This is a genomic window from Frigoribacterium sp. AC394, from assembly GCF_979258095.1.
The window spans coordinates 1,761,744-1,786,227 of sequence record NZ_OZ409834.1; the positions used below are offsets into that span (position 1 = coordinate 1,761,744).

Annotated in this window: 23 protein-coding genes and 1 tRNA gene; 16 read left to right on the forward strand and 8 right to left on the reverse strand. The window is 73.1% G+C overall.

Annotated features, from left to right (window positions below; translation table 11 throughout):
• The first annotated feature begins 107 nt into the window (after positions 1 to 107).
• From ACZZY9_RS08090 to glsA, 7 genes are all read left to right on the forward strand, one after another.
• Positions 108 to 269 (forward strand): hypothetical protein, encoded by a 162-nt coding sequence (locus tag ACZZY9_RS08090; RefSeq protein WP_192061712.1) that lies wholly within the window; start codon positions 108 to 110, stop codon positions 267 to 269.
• A 417-nt stretch (positions 270 to 686) separates the two neighbouring features.
• Positions 687 to 1,025 carry a hypothetical protein gene (locus ACZZY9_RS08095; RefSeq protein WP_463463707.1) on the forward strand — a complete coding sequence of 113 codons (339 nt, stop codon included), beginning with the start codon at positions 687 to 689 and terminating at the stop codon, positions 1,023 to 1,025.
• Positions 1,026 to 1,514: 489 nt separating this feature from the next.
• Positions 1,515 to 2,576, forward strand: a complete 1,062-nt coding sequence (locus tag ACZZY9_RS08100) for a hypothetical protein (protein ID WP_463463708.1) — start codon at positions 1,515 to 1,517, stop codon at positions 2,574 to 2,576.
• Positions 2,573 to 4,129: a GMC family oxidoreductase gene (locus tag ACZZY9_RS08105; RefSeq protein ID WP_463463709.1), complete on the forward strand. Its 1,557-nt coding sequence runs from the start codon at positions 2,573 to 2,575 to the stop codon at positions 4,127 to 4,129. Before ACZZY9_RS08100 ends, ACZZY9_RS08105 begins: the two co-directional genes overlap by 4 nt.
• Positions 4,130 to 4,326: 197 nt before the next feature.
• Positions 4,327 to 4,641, forward strand: a complete 315-nt coding sequence (locus tag ACZZY9_RS08110) for a hypothetical protein (RefSeq protein WP_463463710.1) — start codon at positions 4,327 to 4,329, stop codon at positions 4,639 to 4,641.
• 409 nt (positions 4,642 to 5,050) lie between these two features.
• Positions 5,051 to 5,374, forward strand: coding sequence for a biopolymer transporter Tol (locus tag ACZZY9_RS08115; RefSeq protein ID WP_463463711.1), 324 nt, complete (start codon positions 5,051 to 5,053; stop codon positions 5,372 to 5,374).
• A 20-nt stretch (positions 5,375 to 5,394) separates the two neighbouring features.
• On the forward strand, positions 5,395 to 6,306 hold the full coding sequence (glsA, locus tag ACZZY9_RS08120; protein WP_463463712.1) for a glutaminase A: 912 nt from the start codon (positions 5,395 to 5,397) through the stop codon (positions 6,304 to 6,306).
• 46 nt (positions 6,307 to 6,352) lie between these two features.
• Here the strand turns inward: glsA and ACZZY9_RS08125 are convergent, their stop codons facing one another.
• Entirely contained in the window at positions 6,353 to 8,161 is a 1,809-nt protein-coding gene (locus tag ACZZY9_RS08125) for a RecQ family ATP-dependent DNA helicase (RefSeq protein WP_463463713.1), read from the reverse strand.
• 187 nt (positions 8,162 to 8,348) lie between these two features.
• Here ACZZY9_RS08125 and ACZZY9_RS08130 point away from each other — a divergent pair, with 187 nt between their 5' ends.
• Positions 8,349 to 9,518 (forward strand): LysM peptidoglycan-binding domain-containing protein, encoded by a 1,170-nt coding sequence (locus tag ACZZY9_RS08130; RefSeq protein WP_463463714.1) that lies wholly within the window; start codon positions 8,349 to 8,351, stop codon positions 9,516 to 9,518.
• 175 nt (positions 9,519 to 9,693) lie between these two features.
• On the opposite strand, the gene ACZZY9_RS08135 is transcribed toward ACZZY9_RS08130, so the two are convergent.
• Positions 9,694 to 10,164 (reverse strand): DUF805 domain-containing protein, encoded by a 471-nt coding sequence (locus ACZZY9_RS08135; protein WP_463463715.1) that lies wholly within the window; start codon positions 10,162 to 10,164, stop codon positions 9,694 to 9,696.
• A gap of 112 nt (positions 10,165 to 10,276) precedes the next feature.
• Between ACZZY9_RS08135 and ACZZY9_RS08140 the strand changes: the two genes are divergently transcribed.
• From ACZZY9_RS08140 to ACZZY9_RS08160, 5 genes are all read left to right on the forward strand, one after another.
• Positions 10,277 to 11,005: a hypothetical protein gene (locus ACZZY9_RS08140; protein WP_463463716.1), complete on the forward strand. Its 729-nt coding sequence runs from the start codon at positions 10,277 to 10,279 to the stop codon at positions 11,003 to 11,005.
• Between the two features lie 414 nt (positions 11,006 to 11,419).
• Entirely contained in the window at positions 11,420 to 12,328 is a 909-nt protein-coding gene (locus ACZZY9_RS08145) for an ABC transporter ATP-binding protein (protein WP_463463717.1), read from the forward strand.
• The gene (locus ACZZY9_RS08150) at positions 12,325 to 13,314 is read left to right on the forward strand and encodes an ABC transporter substrate-binding protein (protein WP_463463718.1); all 990 of its coding nucleotides are present in this window, start codon (positions 12,325 to 12,327) and stop codon (positions 13,312 to 13,314) included. Before ACZZY9_RS08145 ends, ACZZY9_RS08150 begins: the two co-directional genes overlap by 4 nt.
• A 40-nt stretch (positions 13,315 to 13,354) precedes the next feature.
• Positions 13,355 to 15,469 (forward strand): iron ABC transporter permease, encoded by a 2,115-nt coding sequence (locus ACZZY9_RS08155; RefSeq protein WP_463463719.1) that lies wholly within the window; start codon positions 13,355 to 13,357, stop codon positions 15,467 to 15,469.
• A 355-nt stretch (positions 15,470 to 15,824) separates the two neighbouring features.
• Positions 15,825 to 17,198: an acid phosphatase gene (locus ACZZY9_RS08160; protein ID WP_463463720.1), complete on the forward strand. Its 1,374-nt coding sequence runs from the start codon at positions 15,825 to 15,827 to the stop codon at positions 17,196 to 17,198.
• A 407-nt stretch (positions 17,199 to 17,605) separates the two neighbouring features.
• Here ACZZY9_RS08160 and ACZZY9_RS08165 read toward each other — a convergent pair whose 3' ends face one another.
• Positions 17,606 to 17,845, reverse strand: coding sequence for a zinc-ribbon domain-containing protein (locus tag ACZZY9_RS08165; RefSeq protein WP_192061701.1), 240 nt, complete (start codon positions 17,843 to 17,845; stop codon positions 17,606 to 17,608).
• A 196-nt stretch (positions 17,846 to 18,041) separates the two neighbouring features.
• Between ACZZY9_RS08165 and ACZZY9_RS08170 the strand changes: the two genes are divergently transcribed.
• Positions 18,042 to 19,199: a hypothetical protein gene (locus tag ACZZY9_RS08170; RefSeq protein ID WP_463463721.1), complete on the forward strand. Its 1,158-nt coding sequence runs from the start codon at positions 18,042 to 18,044 to the stop codon at positions 19,197 to 19,199.
• A gap of 304 nt (positions 19,200 to 19,503) precedes the next feature.
• Here ACZZY9_RS08170 and ACZZY9_RS08175 read toward each other — a convergent pair.
• The 4 genes from ACZZY9_RS08175 to ACZZY9_RS08190 form a co-directional block, all read right to left on the reverse strand.
• Positions 19,504 to 19,574: transfer RNA gene (locus ACZZY9_RS08175), tRNA-Gly, on the reverse strand.
• Between the two features lie 306 nt (positions 19,575 to 19,880).
• The gene (locus tag ACZZY9_RS08180) at positions 19,881 to 20,369 is read right to left on the reverse strand and encodes a hypothetical protein (protein ID WP_463463722.1); all 489 of its coding nucleotides are present in this window, start codon (positions 20,367 to 20,369) and stop codon (positions 19,881 to 19,883) included.
• On the reverse strand, positions 20,369 to 21,160 hold the full coding sequence (locus tag ACZZY9_RS08185) for an Asp23/Gls24 family envelope stress response protein (protein ID WP_463463723.1): 792 nt from the start codon (positions 21,158 to 21,160) through the stop codon (positions 20,369 to 20,371). The genes ACZZY9_RS08180 and ACZZY9_RS08185 overlap by 1 nt, the downstream gene beginning before the upstream one ends.
• Positions 21,157 to 21,714 (reverse strand): RNA polymerase sigma factor, encoded by a 558-nt coding sequence (locus ACZZY9_RS08190; protein ID WP_320477567.1) that lies wholly within the window; start codon positions 21,712 to 21,714, stop codon positions 21,157 to 21,159. The genes ACZZY9_RS08185 and ACZZY9_RS08190 overlap by 4 nt, the downstream gene beginning before the upstream one ends.
• Positions 21,715 to 21,894: 180 nt before the next feature.
• Here ACZZY9_RS08190 and ACZZY9_RS08195 point away from each other — a divergent pair, with 180 nt between their 5' ends.
• A complete protein-coding gene (locus ACZZY9_RS08195; RefSeq protein ID WP_463463724.1) occupies positions 21,895 to 22,365 on the forward strand; it encodes an Asp23/Gls24 family envelope stress response protein in 471 nt (156 codons plus the stop codon).
• A gap of 99 nt (positions 22,366 to 22,464) precedes the next feature.
• On the opposite strand, the gene ACZZY9_RS08200 is transcribed toward ACZZY9_RS08195, so the two are convergent.
• Entirely contained in the window at positions 22,465 to 23,445 is a 981-nt protein-coding gene (locus tag ACZZY9_RS08200) for an NAD(P)H-quinone oxidoreductase (protein ID WP_192061694.1), read from the reverse strand.
• 105 nt (positions 23,446 to 23,550) lie between these two features.
• Between ACZZY9_RS08200 and dcd the strand changes: the two genes are divergently transcribed.
• Entirely contained in the window at positions 23,551 to 24,132 is a 582-nt protein-coding gene (gene dcd, locus ACZZY9_RS08205; RefSeq protein ID WP_192061693.1) for a dCTP deaminase, read from the forward strand.
• The last annotated feature ends 352 nt before the right edge of the window (positions 24,133 to 24,484 follow it).

Sequence of the window (24,484 nt, forward strand, 5' to 3'; positions counted from 1 at the left end):
CCCGTGACAGCATGCTCATGCATCGACTTCACGGCGGTGCGGAGCGGCTCACGGCCTCTCCACCGAGAGTCAAGGGCAGCGCAGGGCTGCCAGAAACGAGCACCACGATGAGCCTCATCCGCCCCACCACCGGTCGCGTCCGCAGCCCCTTCTCCGAGGTGCGCGACACCGAGCGCCAGGCCACCCTCTTCGTCGTCGCCACGTCGGCCGTCGCGGCCAGCGTCATGGCCACGGCCGCCCTCCTCGTCACCCTGGGCTTCGGCGCATGAGCGCGTCCGAGCTGCGTCACGTCGAGCTCGCGCCCACCGAAGCGCTCGACCTCTCCGAACTCTTCGTCGGACGCGGCGAAGACGGTCCGCTGGCCGCCTGAGCCATGCGCCCCTCCTTCTCCAGCCGCATCCTGGCCTCGTCCGACGACGTCGACCACGTGTCGTACTTCGACACCGGCATCGACGACGACGACCTCGACTGAGATCGGCGTCACCTGACTTCACCGCGTCACCCGCTCCACCCGCTCCACCCGCTCCTCCTGCGTCATCAGCACGACCGAGCACGATCCGTACCAGCGGCCCACGACGTGGGGCGCCGACGAGGATCACCGACCACGGGCCTCCCCTCACCGGGAGGCCCGTCGTCGTCTGCGGGTGCGGGTGCGGGTGCGGGTGCGCCGTCTTAGGCTGTCCGCCATGAGCATCGACGCCGAGAAGACAGTCCAGCTGCGCCGCTACGAACTCGTCGAGGGCGTGCTCGACGAGTTCGTCGAGTGGTTCCAGGCCAGGATCGTCCCGGCCCGCGAGGCCGAGGGGTTCGCCGTCGAGTTCGCGTACGCCGACCGCGAGGCCGGGGAGTTCGTCTGGGCGGTCAGCGTCGCGGGCGACGCCGCTACGTTCGCCGCGGTCGAGGAGGCCTACCTCGCGAGCGACTCGCGCGCCGCCGCCTTCGCCGATCAGCCGAAGAGGGTCGCCGCCAGCCATGTGCGCCTGATCGAGCCGGTCGTATCCGCAGGAGCCCGCACGGAGCGCTGAGCCGACCGCGCACGTCGACGTCTTCAGGAGGCGCGCGAGGGGAGTCGCCGGAGGCGCGCGAGAGGTGGTCGCCGGAGGAGCGCGACAGTAATCCCCCGCTGGTCACGGAACGGCCTCGCTATCCGATTCGCGAACACATCCGGATGCCCCCCAACCGGGGCGCCGACGCCTCCGAACTCTTCTGCGGGTGCCTAGCAACCCGTGTGTCCGGTCCCCTGCGGACGACGTTCCCGGCGAGTACCCGAAACCCGCCGAGATCACGCGCCGACGCAGCGGACGACACCAGTCGAGGACCCGAACCTCGGCGCGGGCTCTCGGATCAACGACGATCCGGGATCCTGCTGGGCACCGATCTCGCGGCGCCGATCCCTCCACAGGGTCGTGCGCCGCCGTCCCGCTGTTCGCTCTCCGGCGCAAGCCGGGCCGAATCTCGGCGGGAGACGTATCGTCGGATGAGCCTCGTTCGAGGCCGTTCTCACGAGGAGCCCCGTGTCATCTGATCGACCCACGCCACCACGTGCGACCGTCGTCTTCCTGTCCGACGCCGCCCCCGACCCCGACCGGTCCGACGACTCGCTCGGTGCCGCGCTCGCGATCGCATCGGGCCACCCGGGGGCAGCCTCCCTCGACGTCCACATCGCGTCGGCGCCCCCGACCGGGGCGACCGACGACGAGATCGTGACGGCCGTCGTCAAGGCGATCCGCGCCTCCGGAGCATCCCGGTGGCTGCTGGCCGCGAGCGGTACGCGCGTCGACGCCGTCTCGCAGACGGTGGCGCGCATCCTGTCCGGCGAGGCGGGCGTGTTCGGTCTCGCCGGCGTGGTGGTGACCTCACCGGGCGACTTCGACGGCGTCCCCGCGCTCGTGCTCGACGACGCCTCCGCTGCAGGAGAGTCGCTCGTCGAGGCGATCGCGACGTTCTGGCGCGATCGCGCCGGGCTCGGACCGACCATGTCGCTCGACTTCGCCGAGGTCATCGCCTCGACCCGCACCAGTCCGCAGACCCGGGCGCTGCTCGCCCGTCGTGCCCTCGCCGACGACCCCGACTACCGGCCGCAGACCCTCTCGACGTCGCAGCTCGAGACGCTGCGGGTCGTCGCCGACCTGGTCGTGCCCCAGCGCGCCCCCTGGCCCGGTGCCGAACTCGACCTCGCGGCACGGATCGACGTCGATCAGAACCTCGGCCGGTCCGACGGCTGGCGGAACAACGCTCTGCCGCCCGACCGCGAGGCCTACCGACGCGGGCTCGACGCCCTCGCCGACCTGCGCCTCCTCGGTGTCGACGATCAACGGGCACGGGTCGCCGCACTCGTCGCCGGCGAGTTCGAGCCGTCGACCGGCGAGATGACCGCCGAGCAGATGCAGCTCTGGTTCGAAGACGCGCGGGTCGACCTCGTGCGCGCCTGGCTCGCCCACCCCGCGACGATGGAGCGCATCGGCTTCGACGGCTTCGCCAACGGCGGACCGGGCGGTGCGCTCTTCCAGGGCTTCGACCTGCTCGGCGCCGACCGACGCGAGCAGTGGGAACCGACGATGGAGGTCGTCCGATGAACCTCGACCAGATGACCACCTACTCCGACGACGAGATCGTCGACGCGGTCGTGATCGGCACGGGTGCCGGCGGGGCGCCGATCCTCAGCACGCTGGCGGCGCAGGGTCTGCACGTCGTCGCGCTCGAGGCCGGGGCGAACTTCGATCCCGAGCTCTTCACCCAGGACGAGACCGAGGCCGTCGCCATCAACTGGATGGACGAACGCCTCAGCGCCGGCGAGAACCCGACGGCCTTCGGCCTCAACAACAGCGGCAAGGGGGTCGGCGGGTCGACCCTGCACTGGGGCGCCTTCACACCCCGCCCCGACGAGCGCGATCTGCGGCTGAAGTCGCTGACCGGCAAGGGCGTCGACTGGCCGATCGAGCACGCCGAGCTGATCGAGTACATCGAGCGCGTCGAGGCCTTCGTCGGCATCGCCGGGCCCGCCGACTACCCGTGGGACCCTTCGCGGCGGTACACGCTGCCGCCGGCGCCGCGCAACGCGTCGTCCGACATGGTGATCCGCGGGTGCGAGGCGCTCGGCATCACCGCGACCGACGGCCCGGTCGCGATCACCACCGTCGACCGCGAGCAGGAGCACGCGGGCATGCGCCACGCCTGCGTCAACTGCGGCAGCTGCCACCAGGGCTGCCGCAACGGCGCCAAGGTCAGCATGGACACCACCTACCTGCCGTCGGCGGTGGCGCACGGCGCCGAGATCCGACCCGGGTCGATGGTGCACGGCATCGAGCTCGACGAGGCCGGAGAGGTGTCGGCCGTCGTCTACACCCGCGACGGGGTCGAGCACCGTCAGCGCACGAAGGCGCTGTTCCTCTGCGCGGGTGGTGTCGAGACGCCCCGTCTGCTGCTGCACACCGGGCTCGCCAACAGCAGCGACCAGGTGGGCCGCAACTACATGGCGCACGGGGCGACCCAGGTGTGGGGCACCTTCACCGAGGAGATCCGCAGCCACCGCGGCTACCCGTCGTCGATCATCACCGAAGACACGATGCGACCCGAGGGCGTCGACTTCGTGGGCGGTTATCTCATCCAGAGCCTCGGGGTCATGCCGTTGACGCTGGCCACGACGCTGGTGCGCGGCGGCGGACTCTGGGGCGACGAGCTCGTCGAGGCGATGGAGGGCTACCGGTACCTGGCCGGGGTCGGCATCAACGCCGAGTGCCTGCCGAGCGACGACAACCGCCTCGTGCTGTCCGACGAGCTCGACGAGTTCGGCATCCCCAAGGCGATCGTCTCGTTCAGCGCCGGCCCCAACGAGGACGCCATCGACGAGCACGCCATCGCGACGATGACCGCCATCGTCGAGGCCGCCGGCGCCACCGACACGATGGTGCTCGCCCGCACGGCGCACACCATCGGCACCTGCCGCATGGGCGACGACGCGACCGACGCCGTGGTCGACGCCGACGGGCGCAGCTTCGACGTGCCGAACCTCTGGGTCTGCGACAACTCCGTCTTCCCGAGCGCGGTCGTCGCCAACCCGGCGTTGACGATCATGGCGCTCGGGCTTCGGACAGCCGAGAAGTTCCTGGCGGCGCGGGTCGCGGGGTAGGCGGGGGCCCGGTCGGCGGGGCGGGTCTGCGGGGCGGGTCTGCGGGGCCTGGTCGATCGGCAGGCGGCCGGTAGGCGGATCGCAGAATAGGCGGCGCGGGCGGCGGGAATGCCCGGGTTGTCCGTTTTCGGAAACCGCGGCTGATCGGGGCCGTTCTCGGCTGGACAGGATCGAACGCTTGTTCGTATCTTTGTGGCGTGGGTGATGACGAGAGTTGGAGCGACGGCGGCGTCGTCTACCGCATCACCGTCTTCGGCAATCGCCTCACCCTCGAGATGACGGAACCGCGTCGCGACGACAGCGACGAGAGCGGTGGCGTCACGATGGACATCTCGCGCATGTGGCACCGCGGCCAGTCGGGTGCGGCCCGCTTGTCGATCGTCAGCCGCACCGGCGCGGTCACGATCCCGTGCCCGCTGCCGATCGCACGCCGCCTGGTCGCCCGCTGGTCGGCCACGACCGGCGACAGCGTCGGCGACGACCGCCTCCCCATGAAGGACGAGCACCCCTAGCCCCGCCGCCCCCTTGCGTCCCCGCCGCCGCACCCCTCTGTGCAAATCGCGACTGAACGGCCCCTGACGGGCAGCATTTCCTGGCGTTTCAGCTCCCCCGGGGCAAAACTGTCGGGTTTGGCACGCGCCCGGCGGCCGAGCCGGTCGGGTTCGGCACGGGCCCGGCGGCCCAGCCGGTCGGGTTCGGCACGCGCAAGCCGTATGTGTAAATCGCGACTGAACGATCCCTGACGGGCAGCATTTCCTGGCGTTTCAGCTCCCCCGGGGCAAAACTGTCGGGTTCGGCACGCGCCCAGCGGCCCAGCCGGTCGGGTTCGGCACGCGCAGCGCCGACGCCACCGCACCGCACCGCACCGGCCGAGCCGGTCGGGTCCGGCCCCCGCAACGCCAGCGCAGCCAGACTGGCGTCATGACCGCCCCGCTCGAGACCCCCGACGGCCGCTACATCGTCGTGCGCGGTCGCCTCTGGCGGCGGTCCGACCCGTCGTTGAGCGACGACCGGCGGGCCGAGCTCGTCCACGACCTGATGGAGGCGCGGCGCGCGAAGAAGACCGCGCTCGGCGACGACGACCCGGCCGCCGTCGAGCAGGCCCGCGCCCGGGTCGACGCGGCGAAGACCGCCCTCGGCGAGCGCGGCCCCGTCTGGTGGGGCGACGGCGCACCCGACGAGACCCGCCGCATGGCCGAGAACACGCGGTACGCCGACTGGTTCGCGTCGGTCGACGGGCCGTAGACCCTGCCACGCTGGGAGGCATGCCGTCGCTCGATGCCCTCCGCGCCTCCTTCGTGTCCACCCGAGGAGGTGCGGTGGACGACAGCATCCCGCAGCTCGCCGAGGCCGACCCCGACCTGTTCGGGGTCGCTCTGGTCCGGCCCGAGGGCGAGGTGGTGGCCTCGGGTGACGCCGAGCATCCGTTCTCGATCCAGTCGGCCGTGAAGCCGTTCCTGTTCGCGTTGGCTCTCGCCGACTCGGACGGCGCCGCGCTCGACCGGGTCGGCATCGAGCCGACGGGCGAGGCGTTCGACGCGATCAAGCTCGAGAGCGACACGGGTCGGCCGCCGAACCCGATGGTCAACGCGGGGGCGCTGCTGACCGCCAACCTGGTCGACGGCGACTCGGGCGATGCGCGCACGCGCCGGATCCTCGCCGGCCTCAGCGCCTTCGCCGGTCGCGAGCTCGACTACGACCGCGAGATCAGCGAGAGCGAGCAGCTGCACGGCGATCGCAATCATGCGCTCGCTCACCTGATGCGCTCGGAGGGGACGCTCGACGAGACCGCCGACGAGGCCGTCGCCGTCTACGCCCGCGCCTGCTCGGTGATGGTCGACGCCGTCGCGCTGGCCGTGATGGGGGCGACGCTGGCGTTCGGCGGGCGCAATCCGGTCACCGGCGAGCGCGTCGTCTCGACAGAGGTGGCGCGGGACGTCGTGTCGGTGATGGCGACCTGCGGGGTCTACGACGGCTCGGGGCGCTGGATGCGCTCGGTCGGCGTGCCCGCGAAGTCGAGCGTCTCGGGCGCCATCGTGCTCGCCGCCCCGAATCTGCTCGGCGCGGCGATCATCAGCCCGCCGCTCGACGAGCTCGGCACGAGCGTCCGCGGCGAGGCCCTCAGCCGCGCCCTCTCCGAGCAGTACGGTCTGCACTCGTTCGGCTACCGCGGCTAGGCCCGCCGGCACACCCGGCACCGGCACCCGGCAGCCGGCACCAGCGTCAGGCCGGGGTCAGCAGCCCCCGCTCGAGCACGTCCGCCACGGAGAGCACCTTGTAGCCCTGGCTCTCGAAGAAGACGGTCATCCGGTCGTCGTCGGTGCCCATGACCGTGCCCTCGCCCCAGGTCGCATGGACGACGCGGGCGTCGGTGGCGAATGCAGGAGGCGCGGTGTCGGTGGGGTGCGCCTCCTCGTCTCCCGAGCGCGCCTCCTCGGCATCGGTCCCGGCACCCGTCCCGGCGGCGTCGGTCCCGGTGCGGGCGTCGGACAGGCAGAGGTCGCAGTTGCCGCAGCGCTCGGGCGAGTCCTCGCCGAAGTAGCCGAGCAGGAACCGGCGGCGGCAGCCGGCGGCCTCGGCGAAGGTGCGCATCATCTCGATCCGGGACGTCGCGACGCGCTCGCGGGTCTGGGCGACCTCGCGAGCCGCGCCCGCCGCCTCCGCCGCGTCGAGACCGGCGACCGGCTCGAACCCGTCCGTCGACTCGGTCAGCGCCCCGCCCTCGAGCAGCAGATCGATGAGGCGCGACACCGTGCGCGAACCGAGCGCGAGCTGCCCCGCGACCTCGGCACGGGTCACCGGGCGTCCGGCGGCCGACAGCGCCGTGAAGACCCCCCGCAGATCGGCGCGGCCGGGCAGCCCCGAGGCGAAGAACGACCGCAGCGACAGGTCCTCGGGCCGGTAGTGCAGGGTGGCGGTGGCCGGGTCTCCGTCACGACCGGCCCGCCCGATCTCCTGGTAGTAGGCGTCGAGAGAGTCGGGCACGTCGGCGTGCACGACGAAGCGCACGTCGGGCTTGTCGATGCCCATGCCGAAGGCGCTGGTCGCCACGACGACGTCGACCTCGCCGGCGTGGAACCTCTCGTGCAGCAGCCCGCGCTCGGCCGACCGCTGCCCGCCGTGGTAGCCGACCACCGTCCGGTCGGGGCAGCGTTCCGCGATCGCCGTCGTGTAGACCTCGGTCGCTCTGCGGGTCGCCACGTAGACGATGCCGGGGGTGGTCGAGTCGGCCACCTGCTCGACGACGGCGCGCATCTTCTCGTCGTCGTCCTCGTGGCGCACCACCTCGAGGGCGAGGTTGGGACGATCGAAGCCGCGGCTGACGATCAGCGGGTCGCGCAGTCGCAGGCGTTCGACTATCTCGTCGCGCACCGGCCCCGACCCGGTCGCCGTCAGCGCCAGCACCGTCGGTCGGCCGAGGCGCTCGACGATCTCGCCGAGATGCAGGTAGTCCGGCCGGAAGTCGTGACCCCAGGACGACACGCAGTGGGCCTCGTCGACCACGACGAGGGCGACTCCGGCGTCTCTCAGCCGGTCGACGGTCTCGTCGCGCGCGAGCTGCTCGGGGGCGAGGAACACATACGTGATCTCGCCCGCGGCCAGACGCCGCCAGCCGGCGTCGTTCTCGGCGTCGGTATGACCGGAGTTGATGGCGACGGCCGCGGGCGCATCGGGGCGCCCGACCAGCCCGGCGACCTGATCGGCCTGCAGCGCGATGAGCGGCGACACGACCACGGTCGGCCCGTCGAGCACGGCACCGGCGACCTGGTAGATCGCCGACTTGCCGAACCCGGTCGGCATCACGCCCAGGGTGTCGCGACCCGCGACGACGGCCTCGATCGCCTCGAGCTGCCCGGCGTGCAGGTCGTCCCAGCCGAAGAGGTCGGCGGCGGCGGTCGTGATGCGGGCGGTGCGGGCTGCGGGGGTTGGTTCGGTGCGTGCGGTGCGTGCGGTGTCGGCGGTGGGTTCAGTGTCTGTGGTGCGTGCCGCGGGTGCGGTGGGTGCGATGGGTGCGGTGCGTGTGGTGCTCATGTGGTCCTCGTGTCGGTGGGGCAGAGGTCCATCTCAGGCTCGCCGACCGAGACACGCGCACGACTGACAGCCGATGATCGGCCCGCCGTACCCCGTCTCCCGATCGGGGCGGCACCTTACTCGGACCCGCCCTAGGATCGTCCACGGGGGAGCACCTGCTTCGAGAGATCAACCCTTGGGGGGCCGCATGACCGACGACGACCGCGACGCGCAGGGGCCGGACGACGCGCCCGACGGGGCCGACCAGCCCGACCGGCCCGCCGAGTCCGCCGAGTCCCGCCAGCCCGCCGAGCCCGCCGAGTCCCGCCAGCCCGCCGAGCCCCGCGAGCGGTCCGGGCACGAGATGCTCTTCGGCGCCCCCGACGACGACCCGGAACCCGCCACCGCCACCGCCACCGACCCCGAACCCGACCGGCGTCGCGGCGGTCTCGCCCTGCCGATCATCGCCGTGACGGTCGCCGTCGTCACCGTGGTGGCGGCCTGTTTCGTCGTCTTCGGCGACGTCCTGGGGCTGCGCGGCGACGCACCCTCGGCGGCGCCCGCGACGGCGTCCGCGACGGCGTCCGCGACCGCACGGCCGGGTGCCGCTCAGTTCGGCGCCAGCGCGACCCCCACGCCGACCCCGTCGCCCACCCCGTCGGGGGAGCCCACCCCGCGCGCCGCAACCGCCGCGCCCGTCGACGCCGATCTGCCGGCGCCGACGGTGGCGTCCGTCCCGGCCGGAACGGTCGTGACCGAGGGTGATGTGCGCTCTCCGCTCGGCAGCGTCGCGTACCACTACCGGGTGGTCGCCGACGGCTCGAACGGCTACGACGTCCAGTACTCGGGCTTCACGTCGACGCTGCCCGTGCCGGTGTCCGCGACGCTCATCGACATCGCGCCCTCGGTGGGCGACGGAATGACCTCGTACGGCGTCGGCTCGGTGCTGCTGGGCGGGCCGACGAGCGCGCCGGCGTCGGGAGGCACGACCCTCGGCACCAGCCAGCCGTCGTACCTCGGCACGATCGTGACCTACTCGTCGGCTCCGTCGGCGGACGGCGTCCCGCTCGAGATCGGACCCGACAAGGTGCTGGCCGTGCAGTCCGTCGCCTGGACCATCCCGCCGCGCGAGACCAACATCGCCCCCGCCGACTCGGGCCCCGCGTCGTTCGCGGCCGGCACGGTCACCTCGACGACCGACGCCGGAGCGCCCCGAAGGTACCTCGTCTCCCCGAACGACACCACCGATGCGGTCGCCGCCCGGTTCGGCATCTCGGTCGCGGCGCTGATCTACCTGAACGCCGGGCTGCAGGTGCTCGACGACGAGCAGCGTCTGTTCGAGGGCACGACGCTCAATCTCGATCCCGCGAGCGTCTGACCGTCCCGCGCCGCGCCTCCTCGGCTCCTCCGACCGGCTCGCGCCGCGCCTCCTCGGCTCCGACACCGGATCGCACGCTGCACCCGCTGGCCGACTCGACATCCGCACGCAGCCGCACCGTGGGAGGCGCGGGTCGACACGACCGACACCGCAGTCGCACCGCAGGAGGCGCGGGTCAGCCGGTCGCGACCGTCGGCTCCGCGTCGAAGCGGGCACCCTCGGGCCGCGGGGGCGTCAGCACGAAGATCAGGAAGGCGAGCCAGCCGACGAACGGCACGAACAGGACGAACGCCCACAGTCCGCTGCGGTTCGCATCGTGCAGACGCCGCCAGGTGATGGCGAGGGTCGGCAGGGCCGTCGCGAGGTAGATCGCGAGGAGGATCGCGTTCGGCGCGGTCGAGAACGACTGCCCGTCGACCTCGCTCCAGTCGCCGGTCAGCACACCGGTGACGCCCTGGATCGCGAACGGCAGCGCGAACTGCACCAGCGCGACCCACCAGTACTCTGCCCGCCCCGCCCGACCCGAGAACGTCGCGTACTTGACGATGAAGCGCCTCATGGCCTCGACGAACGACGCTCGGTAGTACGGCTGGTCGATCGGCCGACGGGCGCGGGCGCGGTCGCTGGGGGCGGAGGCGATGGTCACGCTCTCATCGTAGGTGGCGAGCCGGCCGCGGAAGCGTTATCCACAGGGCCCGGACGCGGCGACCCCCGCCCCCTAGGCTGAGCGAAACGACCGCGTACCGAGGGGACCGCTCATGACCGACAACACGCCCAACGACCCGAACCAGCCGGGCCACCAGAACCCGCAGGGCCAGCCCGGCTACCCGCCCCAGGGAGGCGCGCAGCAGCCCTACGGATCGGCTCCCCAGGCGTACACGCCCGGCTCGAACGAGACCACGGGCGGCAGCAAGCCCCCGTCGAAGGGCATGGCCATCGCCGGCTTCGTCCTCTCGTTCTTCGGTCTGCTCGCCATCGTGGGTCTGATTTTGAACATCATCTCGTTCCGCCGGTTCGGGCGTGCGGGTCAGCCGCGCGGCCTCTCGCTGGCCGGCATCATCATCTCGATCGTGGTCATCATCATCACGGTGATCGGCATCATCGCCCTCATCGCCAGCGCCTCCGTCCTGCTGCAGCAGTGCGCGGACCTCGGCCCCGGCACGCACGTGGTCGACGGCGTCACCTACACCTGCAGCTGGCTGCGCCACCACCGCACCAGCCCGACGGGCCGGTGCCGCACCCCGGGTCATCGGCCCGTCGGAGCGGCACCGGCCCGTCGCCGCGTCCGGCGCCGCGGGCGCGCCGCCGCGCCGCCGCGGCCGCGGCCGCGCCGCTGCGCGCCCAAACGAAGTGACGCGAAGCGGGCCGTTTCGCAGCCCGAGCCCCCGCTTCGAGGCACCTCGTTCGGGCCCGACGGAGCGGCCCGCACCCCGGCCACACGAAGTGACGCAGAAGGGGTGGTTCGGGGGCCCGAGGCCCCGGTTTGAGGCACTTCGTTCGGAGGCGGCGGCGCGGCGCGCGCGGCGCCCGCAGCGCCCGCGGGGCGCGCACCTCGGCGACACGAAGTGACGCAGAAGGGGCGGTTCGGCGGCTTGAGGCGGCGGTTTGAGGCACCTCGTTCGGAGGCGGGGGCGGGGCGCGCACCTCGGCCACACGAGGTGACGCAAAGGGGGCGGTTTGGGGGCCCGAGGCGCCGATTTGGGGCACTTCGTTTAGAGCCGACGGCGCAGCGCCCGCGGCGCCTGCAGCTCGGCCACACGAGGTGACGCGAAAGGGGCCTTGCCGCGGCCCGAGGCGCCGGTTCGGGGCACCTCGTTCGGGGCGGGCGGGAGCGGCGAGCGCCTCGACGTCGAACGACCGGGGTCGCGCCAGCTAGTGAGGTTAGGCTAACCTAATCGCTTGTGACCTCCCATCTGCCGACCGGCGCCGCCCTCGTGGCCGACGGCGTCTCGATCGCCTACGACGGCGTCGACGTCGTCCACGACGCCCGACTCGAGCTCCGCCCTGGATGCGTCACCGCGCTGATCGGGCCGAACGGCAGCGGGAAGTCGACGCTCCTGCGGACCCTCGCGCGCCTCCAGCAGTCGCGGGTCGGCTCGCTCGCCCTCGCCGACGGCGTCGACACCCGGCCCGCCGACCACCAGGCCGCCGCCACCCGGTCCGCCGACCACAGCGACGCCGACCACCAGCCCCTCGACGCCCTCGCGCTCTCGCCCCGCGACTTCGCCCGTCGCGTCGCGATGCTCACGCAGGGACGCCCCACCCCGAGCGGTCTGACCGTGCGCGACGTCGTCGAGTTCGGCCGCTACCCGCACCGCGGCCGCTGGGGTCGGGGCGATGCCGACGGCTCGTCCGCCGTCGACCGCGCCCTCGACCTGACGGGCGTCGCCGCCCTCGCCGACCGCGGGGTCGACCAGCTCTCGGGCGGGCAGCTGCAGCGGGTCTGGCTGGCCAGCTGCCTCGCACAGGACACCGGCGTGCTGCTGCTCGACGAGCCGACCACGTACCTCGACCTCCGCTACCAGGTCGAGCTGCTCGACCTGGTGCGCGAGCTGGCCGACGACCGGCGCATCGCCGTCGGAGTCGTGCTGCACGACCTCGACCAGGCGGCCGCTCTCGCCGATCGCATCGTCGTGCTCAGCGAGGGCCGCGTCGTCGCCGAGGGCGAGCCCGCGGCCGTGCTGACACCGCACCTCCTGAGCGAGGTCTGGGGCATCCGCATCGACGTCGACACCGACCCCACCACCGGCCACCTGCGCACCCGCGCCATCGGCCGTCACCACACCAGAACCGAGAGGCTCCACCCGTGAACACCAGACGACGACTCCTGACGGCCGCGACCGTCGCCGCCGCCGCAGCCCTCACCCTCGCAGGGTGCGGCACCACCGAGACGACCGACGCCGGTGCGACCGCCGAGAGCGGCGAGCAGATCACGCTGACCGACGCGACCGGCACCGAGATCACGCTCGACGGCCCGGCGACGAAGGTCGTCGGCACCGAGTGGAACGTCGTCGAGGACCTCGTCGCGCTCGGCGTCGACCCGGTCGGCGTGGCCGACGTGCCCGGCTACGAGGCCTGGGGCTCCGCGGTGCCGCTGACGAACGACCCCACCGACATCGGCACGCGCGGCGAGCCGAGCCTCGACACCGTCGCCTCGCTCGCGCCCGACCTGATCGTCGCGACCACCGACCTGCCCGCCGACGCCGTGACGCAGCTGCGCGAGATCGCCCCCGTGCTGCAGATCACCTCGGCCGACGCCTCGCGCCAGATCGAGAACTCGACCGACAACCTCGATCTGATCGCGAAGGCCACCGGCACCGAAGACCAGGCGACCGAGGTCAAGGACGCCTTCACCGACGCGCTGGCCGAGGGCAGGAAGGCCATCGCCGACGCCGGTCTCGAGGGCACGAACGTGGCCTTCGCCGACGGCTACGTCGACGCCGGCCAGGTCGGGATCCGCCCGTACGCCGCCGGGTCGCTCGTCGGCGACGTCACCGAGGAGCTCGGTCTCGCCAACGGCTGGACGGTCGAGGGCGACCCCGCCTACGGTCTCGCCTCGACCGACGTCGAGGGGCTCACGCAGCTGCCCGACGACACGCAGTTCCTGTACATCACGAACGAGGTCGACGGCGACGACCCCTTCGCCGACGTGCTGGGCGACAACGCCGTGTGGAAGTCGCTGCCCTTCGTCGAGTCGGGCGACGTGCACCGCCTGCCCGACGGCATCTGGATGTTCGGCGGCCCGGCCGCGATGACGGCCTACATCGACGCCGCCGTCGCCGCGCTGACCGACTGACGCCCGACCGACGCCTGACGCACCGACCGACGCCCTGACCGTGACCGCGACCGTCATCCCCACCGATCCCGTCCCGCCGACCCGGCAGGGGCGACCCGAGCGAGCCGAGGAGGCGCGGGTCGCCGCGCCCCGCCGGCTCACCCCTCGATCGGTCGGGGTGACGGTCGCGCTGGTCGCCGTCGTCGTGCTCCTCGCCCTCGTCGACGTCACGCAGGGCACCGCCGACGTCGGGCCCCGCCAGGTGTGGCAGGCCCTGACCGGGACGGCGACGGCGGGCGACGCGTCCGTGGTGGTGGCGTCGCGCCTCCCTCGGATGGTCGCCGGTCTCGTCGTCGGGGTCGCCCTCGGGGCCGCGGGCGCCGCGCTGCAGCAGATCAGCCGCAACGTGCTGGCGTCGCCCGACACCCTGGCCGTGAACGCCGGAGCCTCGGCGGCCCTCGCCGTGGCCGCGGTCACCGGCCTGACGCTGCCGCTGCTCGCTTCGTCGGGAGTCGCGTTCGTCGGCGGCCTGATCGCCGCGGCGGTCGTGCTCGCCCTGTCGGGTCTCGGCTCGGGCACCGTGCGACTGGTGCTGGCCGGCAGCGCGCTGGCGCTCGGGCTCGCCTCGGTCACGAGCTCGCTGCTGCTGCTGTTCCCGCAGCAGACCGTCGGCCTCTACCAGTGGGGGCAGGGCAGCATCTCGCAGAACGGCTTCGCCGGCGTGGTGCAGCTGACCCCGATCGTCGTGGTCGGGCTCGCCGTGCTGCTGCTCGCCTCGACCCGCATCGACGCCCTGGCCCTCGGCGACGACGCGGCCCGCAGCGTCGGGGTCGACGTGCGCACGACCCGCGTCGTGACGGTGCTCGCCGCCGTGCTGCTGTCGGCGGCGGCCGTGACCCTGACCGGGCCGATCGGGTTCGTCGGGCTCTGCGCGCCCGCCCTCGTGCGACTGATGCGGCCCGTGGTGCCCGCCGTGCGGCGCTCGCTCGTGCTCATGCCGCTCGCCGGGCTGACCGGCGCGGGGCTCGTGCTCGGCGCCGACGTGCTGCTGCGGGTGCTGGTCGGGGCCGAGGCGTCGGTGCAGGTGCCGACCGGGGTCGTCACCTCGCTGCTCGGAGCCGTCTTCCTGGTCGTGCTCGCCTTCAGGGCCCGCGACCACGGCGGGGCGACGCCGGTCGAGCGGCACCCGATCGTGTCGCGCACCCGCTACGTCGCGACCCTCGTCATCGTCGCGGCGGTGCTGATCGGCGTCGTCGTCGCGTCGGTGCTGCTCGGCGACGCGAAGCTGCTGCTCGGCGACGTCGTCAACTGGATCGCGGGCCGCTCGGGGCCGGTCGTCAGCTACGTGCTCGACACGCGGGTGCCGCGGGTCGTCGCGGCCGTCACGGCGGGCGCCGCGCTCGCCCTCGCGGGCACCCTCGTGCAGGGCGCCACCCGCAATCCGCTGGCCGAGCCGGGCATCGTCGGCGTGACCGGCGGCGCGGGGCTCGGCGCCGTGCTGTTCGTCACCACCGTGCCCGCGGCGTCGGGCTGGGGCATCGCCGGGGCGGCCTTCGTCGGCGCGGTCCTCGCCTCGCTGATCGTCTTCGGCCTCGCCGCGCGCAGCGGCTTCGCCCAGAACCGACTCGTGCTGATCGGCATCGGTGTCGCGACCGCGACGACCGCCGCGATCAGCCTGCTCATCGTGCTCACCGACCCGTTCAACGGGGCGAAGGCGCTCACCTGGCTGTCGGGCTCGACCTACGGCCGCTCGCTCGCGGACTCGGCGCCGGTCGCGCTGGCACTGGTGCTGGCGGTCGTCGTGGTGGTCGCACAGCGTCGCCGACTCGACCTCGTGGGGGTGGACGACGACACGCCGCGCCTCCTCGGGGTCTCGCTCTCACGCTCGCGCCTGGTCTTCCTGGCCCTGGCCGTGGTGCTGACGGCGACTGCCGTGGCGGCGATCGGCGTGGTCGGGTTCGTGGGGCTCGTCGCACCGCATGCGGCCCGGGCGCTGGTCGGCAGGAGGCACGCCAGGGTCGTGCCCGTCGCCGTGCTGCTCGGAGCGGTGCTCGTGGGCCTGGCCGACGTGCTCGGACGCACCGCGATCGCACCCGCACAGCTCGGCGCGGGGCTGCTGACCGCCGTGATCGGGACGCCGTACTTCGTCTGGCTGCTCTGGCGCGGTCGCCGCTAGGGCCCGGGGCGCGGGGCGCGGCACCGCCTCGCAGGCCCGGCACCGCCTCGCACGCCCGGTCACCTCCGCGACACCTGTCGTCTCACTGCCGGTCACGCGCTCTCACTACGGTGCCGGAGGCCCGCTCGGGCCCACCCCGCACCGGACGAGAGGCACGATCATCACCACCGCGACCCCCCGACGAACCCCGCGACCAGATTCCGCGCCCCGCCGACGCGTCACGTCCCTCCTCGCCGCCGGCACCGGCCTCGGCATCGTCCTCTCCGGCTTCGGCGCGCTCTCCGCATCGGCGGCCACGCCGTTCGACCCGGCCGAGCTGAGCTACCCGTACCCCTCGAACGCCACGTACGACTACGTGCCGATCATCGACCGGTTCACGCAGCTGCGCGCCGAGCGCCCCGACATCATCGCCCTGAACGACGCGAAGACCGTGACGATCAACCAGAACGCGACCGCCGAGCAGGTCGACCGCGCCATCGTCGACCAGTACGACGACATGTCCGTGTCGATGGCCGACGGGCTCGGCGAGGATCTCGGTGCGATCTACCGCGAGGCGCGTCTGGCGGGCGAGCTGCCCAAGACCGAGGCGCTGCTGGCGAAGAGCGGCGGGCTGGTCGGCTACTACTCGTCGTCGAACCCCGCGAAGGAGCACTTCGACTGGGACCGCCCCTACATCCGGTTCCCCGAGCTGCTGACCTACCGCGACAAGCCGGGCGGCGACGCGTGGGCCTCCACGTCGGGCGCCTACCCGAGCGGGCACACCTCGCAGGCGTACTGGCAGGGCACCTCGCTCGCCACGATGCTGCCCGAGCTCGCGCCGCAGATCCTGGCCCGCACCTCCGAGGCGGGGAACAACCGCATCGTGATGGCCGCGCACTACCCGCTCGACGTGATGAGCGGTCGCATGATGGGTCAGCACATCGTCGAGCGCCGGTGGTCCGACCCCGAGTTCCGCACCCTGTTCGAGCAGGCGAGCACCGAGCTGCACCAGGTGCTCGAGGCGGGTTGCGGCGCGCCTCTCGCCGACTGCATCGCGGCCGACACCCCGTACCTGAGCGACGAGGAGGCGCTGGCCGTCTACCGAGACCGCCTCGACTACGACTTCCCCCTGGTCGGCACCGCCGGTGAGCCGATCACCGTCCCCGAGAACGCCGAGTCGCTGCTCATCACGAGCCACCCCGACCTCACCCCCGAGCAGCGTCGCCAGGTGCTCGCGCTGACCGCCGTCGACTCGGGTCGTCCGCTCGACGAGGGCACCGAGGGCAGCTGGCAGCGGCTCGACCTCGCGGCGGCGATGTCGGCGTCGGTGACGGTCGCGGCCGACGGCACGGTCTCGCTGGTCGACCCGGCCGCGCCGCCGGTCGACCCCGCACCGGTCGACCCCGCACCGACCGACCCCGCACCCGTGGACCCGGCTCCGGTCGACCCGGCGCCCGTCGACCCGGCGCCCGTCGACCCCGCGCCGGCCGACCCGGCCGCGCCCGCGCCCGCGGATCCGACCGATCCGGCCGCGGTGCCCGCCGACGACGAGCAGGACGCCGGAGGCGCGGCGCAGCAGCCCGGACCCGGCACGTCCGCCGGTGACGACCTCGCTCCGGCCGACGGCGGGTCGCTCGCCTACACGGGCTCGGAGTCGATCGCGGGCATCATCGCCGCCGCGCTCGCCCTGATGGCCGCGGGAGCCGGGCTCATCGTCGCCCGACGCCGACGCCTCCGACGTCTCGGCTAGCCGCGCCCGGCCACGGTGGTCGGAAGGCGCCCTCCGCCACTGCGCGCGAGGGCATCTTCCGCCCACCCTCGAGCACCCCGCCGCCAAGCTGGGCAGAAGACGCCCCCCACCGCACGCGCGAGGGCATCTTCCGCCCACCCTCACGCACCCCACCCGCCCGCCCGCCCGCCACCAGGCTGGGCAGAAAACGCCCCCCACCGCCCGCGCAAGGGCATCTTCCGCCCACCCTCACGCACCCCACCGCCAGGCTGGGCAGAAGACGCCCCCCGCCGCACGCACGAGGGGCGCTTTCTGCCCACCCTCGAGCGGGGCGGGGCGGGGCGGGCTCGAGCGGGGCGGGGCGGGGCGGGCTCGAGCGGGGCGGGGCGGGCTCGGGCGAGGCGGGGCAGCGCGGGCTCGGCGGCGACTCAGCCCTGGCGCGCCACCGCGTGCTCGGCCTGCTCGCGGGTCAGGTCGGTGACTCCCCCGCAGTTCGTGCACTGGTTCGAGTAGCGCGACGACACCGTGAACAGCGGGATGAAGAACAGCGTGAACTTCGTCGAGAGCTTCTCGACGCGCTGCGGCACGTTCTTGTCGCAGTAGCCGCAGATGAACACGACGGTCACGAGCAGCGAACGGCGGAGGGTCGTGCCGAAGAGGAGGAACATCGCTCGACCGTAGTCCAGCGGCCTCCGCGGACGTCGAGCGGCATCGAGGTGACGCATCCGGGGCCCTCCGAGGGGCGGGGAGCGCTGGACGGGTCACCTCGATGCACGTCGGCCGCGCGGCGAGGCCGGCCGACTGCACGACGGGTGTTGCACGATCGTGACGACCCGCGCCTCCTCGGCTCGGTAGCGTCGGGGCATGGGGACGACGACACGACTTCGACAGGGCGTCATCGGCGGAATCGCGGCCGTGCTGCTGCTGACCGGGTGCACCGCAGGAGGCGCGGGTGACGACTCCGCGAGCCCCGGCCCGACAGGCGGTGGCGATTCCACCCCCTCCGCCGGCGCCACGCCGTCGCCGACGCCTGCACCCGACGACTCGGCCGCGTCACCGGTCACCGAGATCGACCTCGACTGCGCCGCCCTGCTCGACTCCGCCACCGCGAGCGCGCTGCAGCCCGAGTGGACTCCCCGCGACTACTACGCCCGCGCCGACGCCGTGCCCGCCGACTACGCGATCGCGCAGGAGGGCGGCCTGATCTGCACGTGGAACGACGGAGCCGCCTCCGACGGCAAGAACAACCCCGTGCCGGGCAGCGGCTACACGGGGCTGCTGGTGCAGGTGCTGCCGCACGCCGCCGAGCAGTACGCGCAGCTGGTCGCCACCTACGGCGAGAAGACCGAACCCGACTGCTACGACAACATGAGCGTCGAGAACCAGGGGACCGCGGGCTGCACGCACGACATGCTGATCGGCGACACCTGGGTCAGCATGCTCGCGACCGGACTCGTCGTGCCCGACGGCGGCTCGAACGAGAAGGTCTTCGCACCGGCCGTGCGCTCCGTCACCGACGCGGTGACCGCGGCCGACGTCTCGGACGACCCCTGGCCGCTCGGCGGGGCGCTGCCCGGCTTCACCTGCAGCGCCGACGCCCCGGTCGACGGAGCGGCGCTCGGCATCGACGACGAGGTGCAGCTCGTGCTGCCCGGCGGCGGGTACTCGATCTACGCGGCGGCCTGGCAGCGTGCGGCGGCCTCGAACTGCTTCCTGACGGTCGACGACGGCGGTGCCGACGCCGCGGTCGACTCGGTGGTCGACGAGAGTCTGCTGGTAGGAGGCGCGTGGGCGCTCGATCAGCGGCTCGAGTTCGGGCACGTCGACGCGTCGTCGGCGGTCGAGGTGCCGGGGCTCGCCTCAGGAGACCGCGCCTACCGCACCTGCGCCGAGTCGTGCATCACCGACCTCGTGCTCGGCGACGACTGGGTGCGGCTGACCGTGCACCCGGTCGTGGTGCCCGACGTCGAGGCGGCCAGCGAGGCGCTCGCGGCCGACTACGTCGCCCGCGCCGCCGCGTAGCGCCGCGCGCCGCCGGCACCGCGCGCCACCCCATCGAAGTGACGCGAAGGTGGCCCTCCAGGCCCCCGACGCCCCCTTTCGGGTCACCTCGATCCGCACGGCGCGGCGGCACGCGACCCGGCGCCCATCGAAGTGACGCAAAGGGGGCCCTTCCCGGCCCACGACGACCCCTTTCGGGTCACCTCGAGCGCAGCGGCGCAGCGGCGGCGCCGGGGAGTCGCTCCCCGAGGCCTCGGCAACGCGGTGCACCGACCACCGGCCACAGGGCGGCGGCCCCACCGAGGAGGCGCGTGACAGGAATCGGAGCGAGTGACGGGAATCGAACCCGCGCTACCAGCTTGGGAAGCTGGAGTTCTACCATTGAACTACACTCGCGTGCCGCGTCGGACGCGGACCAGTCCACTATAGCGACCCGCGCCTCCTCGGCCGCTCAGAGCACCGGGACGTCGCCTCGCGGGTCGGAAACGGCCCCATGCGAGCGTTCGAAGGGCGTCTCCTGCCCACCCTCGGCGGAGCACTCGCAAGGGTGGGCGGAAAACACCCCTCCCAAGCCCGAGAAGGGCATCTTCCGCCCACCCTCGGCCAGCACTCGCAAGGGTGGGCGGAAAACACCCCTCCTACGCCCACGAAGGGCCGCTTCTGACCACCGACACGGGGAGCACCCGACGCAGCCGGCGAGTGCTAGTGCGGGCCGACGCCGACGATGCGGAGGTCGAGCGACGGCTCGACGAGTTCGGACTCGACGGCGAGACGCCCGAGGAGGCGCTCGGCGACATCGCGCGCGACCCGCGGCCCGGCGGCCTCGTCGCTCACGGCGATGTCGAGTGTGATCCGGGTCTCGGCCTTCGTGACGACGATCCCCACGATCGGAGCCGAGGGCCCCGTCACCGTCGCCACGGCACCCGAGCCGTCCACGGCACCAGCACCAGCAGCAGCAGCAGCACCAGCCCCGTCGCCAGCGCCGCCCGGGCCACCCGAAGCACCCGCGGCACCGGCATCCGCCTCGCCACCGAGCCCCGTGCCTCCGCCGACGACGCTGGTCAGTCCGTCGACGGCGCGCCGCACGACCGTGCCGAACCCCGGGCGGGCCTGGACGCGCACGACGCCCGGTGCACCCGCGGCGAGCGCCCCGAGCTCGGTCGCGAGCTGTGAGAGTCGGCTGTCGTCCATCACAGGCCTCCGTCGGCTTCGTCGTCGAGCTGGTGCACGTCGCGCACCGTCACATCGACACTCTCGACCACGAGCTCGGTCTGCTGCAAGAGGTGTCGGGCGACGGCGTCGCGGACCTCGTCGGCGAGCGGCTGCACGGCCACGCCGTAGAGGGCGCTGATGGCGACGTCGACCGTCACGATCGCGTCGGGCTGCGCGACGTCGCCCACGATGGCGCACGAGATGACGAGCGCCCCGTCGACCGAGTCGCCCGCCTCGCGGATCAGCCCGCGGACGGCCCCCTCGGTGATGTGCAGCGTCGTCCGCTCGTGGATCGACGTGAGCGGGATCTCGCGGCCCGAGCGCGACTCGAGTCGCACGCGGCTCATGACGTCGGCGATCCACGACGGCGCGGGGGCGGGGGTCGCGGCGACCTCGTCGGTCAGCAGCTGGGCCGAGATGCCGCGCAGCCGCTGCAGCGCGTTGAGCTGGGCGAGCGCCGACGGGTCGTCCTCGATGAGGGGGTCGTAGGGCTGCCGGCCCTCGTCGAGGTAGTCGGCGATCCGTTCGATGCTCACGCCGTCGTCGGGGGCGGCGTCGACGGCCGCGTCGAGCTCGGCCTCGGCGTCGGCTGCGGTCACGGCGTCGCCGGCCGCGGTCGCGTGCTCGGGGTCGAGTCCGTGCGCGATCGCGTCGGCGGTCGTCTCGGCGCCGGTGGGCGACGGGGTCGCGTCGGCGATCTCCGAGGAGGCGCGGGTCGGCCCGCTCTCGTCGCCGTCGTACCCGGAGGAGCGGGTCGGGTCGTCGCTCATCGCCAGGCCTCCATCTCTCGGGTCAGTGTCTCTCGGGCCCGGGCCAGGAGGCCTCGGACGGCGGTCACGGTCGTGCCGGTGGTCTCGGCGATGTCGGCGTACGACTCGCCTCCGATCTCGCGGAGCGTCCAGACCTGGCGTTGGCTCTCGGGCAGTCGACGCAGCGCCGAACGGAGACCCGACATGGCGTCGCCGGTGACGACCGCGCGCTCGGGGTCGTCGCGGCCGCCGGGCTCGCTCGGCAGCTCCAGCTCGTCGACGTCGCTCGCCGGACGCCGCGAGCGCACCAGGTCGAACGACTTGCGCGACACGATCCGCATCATCCAGCCGCGCACGGCCGCCGGCTCGCTGAGGGTCGGCAGCTCGCGCCAGATCGCGATCGAGGCCTCCTGCACGGCGTCGTTCGCATCGGCGCGCGAGCTCGTCAGACGGGTCGCGTAGGCGGTCATCAGACCGAGGTGCCGGCGGAGCAGCTGCTCGAAGGCCCTCTCGTCTCCCTCTGCGGCGCGCGACGCGAGCACCGCGTCGGACGCTTCGGACAGGTCGACCGCCACCGCGCCTCCTCGGCTTCATCCGATCGGGGCGCATCGCTGTGACCCGACCTCCGGTGCTCCGGTAGAACGGAGCGGAACAGAGTGCCGACGGACACCGTGACGATTCGGTCGCGGCATGCGTCTCGTAGACGACTAAACCACGAACGACTCCACCGCACATCCGACAGACAGGATCCGAACATGACCGACACGACTCCCCCCACCGTCACCCCCGCAGCGAGCGGCACCACGGCGAGCACCGCCGTGGCGACCGGCACGGCGCGCGCGACCGGGCGCACCGTCATCGCCGACACCGTCATCTCGAAGGTGGCCGGCATCGCCGCCCGCGCGGTGCCCGGCGTCCACGCGCTCGGCGGCGGCGCCGCGCGCGCGTTCGGCGCGATCCGCGACGTGGTCGGCAGCCAGGACCTCGCCCAGGGCGTGCGCGTCGAGGTCGGCGAGACCCAGGTCGCGGCCGACGTGTCGATCGTCGTCGAGTACCCGCTGCCCATGAGCAGGATCGCCGACGACGTGCGCGCCAGCGTCGCCGACGCGATCGAGCAGCTCGTGGGCATGCAGGTCGCCGAGGTGAACGTCGCCGTCGTCGACGTGCACATCGCCGGGGTCGACGACGACGAGGGCTCCGTACCCGTCGCGACCCGCGTCAGCTAGCGGGCGGCGGCAGCCGGGCATCCGGGCTACCGGGCGACCCGGGCATCCCGGCTACCGGGCGACCTGGCTACCCCGGGCGTCCGGGCCACCCGGGCGGCCTCAGCGCACGGCGAGCAGGATCTTGCCGCTGTGCCCGCCCGACTCCATGCGCTCGTGCGCGGCCGCGGCGAACTCGAGCGGGAACACGCTGTCGAGCACGGGGCGCACGTCGCCCCGCTCGACGAGCGGCCAGACGTGCTCGCGCACCTGCGCCATGATCTCGCGGCGCTCCTCGAGGGGGCGGGCGCGCAGGGTGGTGCCCCAGATGCGGGCTCGCTTGGCCATCAGGCGGCCGACGTCGATGGTGGCGTCGCGGCCGCCCTGGGCGGCGATCACCATGATGCGACCTCCGACGGCGAGCGCGTCGACGTCGCGGGCGAGGTAATCGCCGCCGACGAGGTCGAGGATCACGTCGACGCCCCGGCCGCCGGTGAGCTCGTGCACGACCTCGACGAAGTCGTCGCTCTTGTAGTCGATGCCGCGGTCGGCGCCGAGCTGCTCGCAGAACTCGACCTTGGCCGGGGTGCCGGCGGTGGCGTACACGGTCGAGCCGAGGGCCTTGGCGAGCTGGATCGCGATCGACCCGACGCCGCTCGATCCGCCGTGCACGAGCAGGGTCTCGCCCGGCTGCAGCTGCGCGTTCATGAACACGTTCGACCAGACGGTCGCGACCGCCTCGGGCAGGCCGGCCGATTCGACGAAGTCCATGCCCTTCAGGTAGGGCAGCAGGAGCCCCGCGTCGACCGACACGCGGTCGGCGTAGCCCCCGCCGGGCAGCAGCGCGACGACGTGGTCGCCCAAGGAGGCGCTGGTCACCTCGCTGCCGACGGCCACCACCGTGCCGCTCACCTCGAGCCCAGGCCACTCGGGCGCTCCGGCCGGAGACGGGTAGTGCCCCTCGCGCTGGTTCACGTCGGCGCGGTTGACGCCGGCGGCCGCGACGTCGATGACGACCTCGTGCGCTCCGGCGACGGGCTCGGGCACCTCGCTGACGATCAGGGCACGGGGCCCTCCGGGCACGGGGACGGTGACAGCACGCATGCGCCCATCCTCCTCCAACGGGGCTGACCGGGCCTCCCCGCGGTGCCGAGCGCGCCTCCTGCCGGGCTGACCGGGCCTCCCCGCGGTCCTGACTAGGCTGGCCGCGTGCTGCTCTCCGACCACGACATCAAGCTCGAACTCGACGCGGGCCGCATCGGCCTCGACCCCTACGACCCGGCGCTGATCCAGCCGTCGAGCATCGACGTGCGGCTCGACCGGCTGTTCCGCCTGTTCGACAACCACAAGTACCCCTTCATCGACCCCGCCGTCGAGCAGCCCGAGCTGACCCGGCTGGTCGAGACGAAGGCCGACGAGCCGTTCATCCTTCACCCGGGCGAGTTCGTGCTCGGCAGCACCTACGAGCTGGTCAGCCTGCCCGACGACGTCGCCGCGCGACTCGAGGGCAAGAGCTCGCTGGGGCGTCTCGGGCTGCTGACGCACTCGACGGCCGGGTTCATCGACCCCGGATTCAGCGGTCACGTGACCCTCGAGCTGTCGAACGTCGCGACGCTGCCGATCAAGCTCTGGCCCGGCATGAAGATCGGGCAGCTGTGCTTCTTCCGACTCAGCTCGCCGGCGGACCACCCCTACGGCTCGAGCGAGTACGGCTCGCGGTACCAGGGTCAGCGCGGGCCGACGGCGAGCCGGTCGGCGCAGTCGTTCGTGCACACCGACGTCAGCCGCTAGCCCCGCGGCGCCGCACCCGCGCCGCGCCCGCGCCGCGCCAGTTCGGTCGATGAGTCACGACACGCCGCGGCACCCCGAGGAGGCGCGGCGCGTCGTGACTCGTCGACTGCAGTAGCGAGACCCCCGGGCCCGCCACAGGGCATGAGAAGGGGTGCGGGGAGAAACCCGACATCTCAACCCGCACCCCGTGACTCGCGATCCTGAACCGGTCACCGCGAGGCATCATCATCTTGTAACGAATACTCACTTTTGTGAGCGTCCTGGACGAAGAACGAAGTATCAGGACGCCGCGCGAAGGTCAATCCCTTGCACGCTCGCACCTCGCACCCCTGCCGACCCGCGCCTCCTGAGC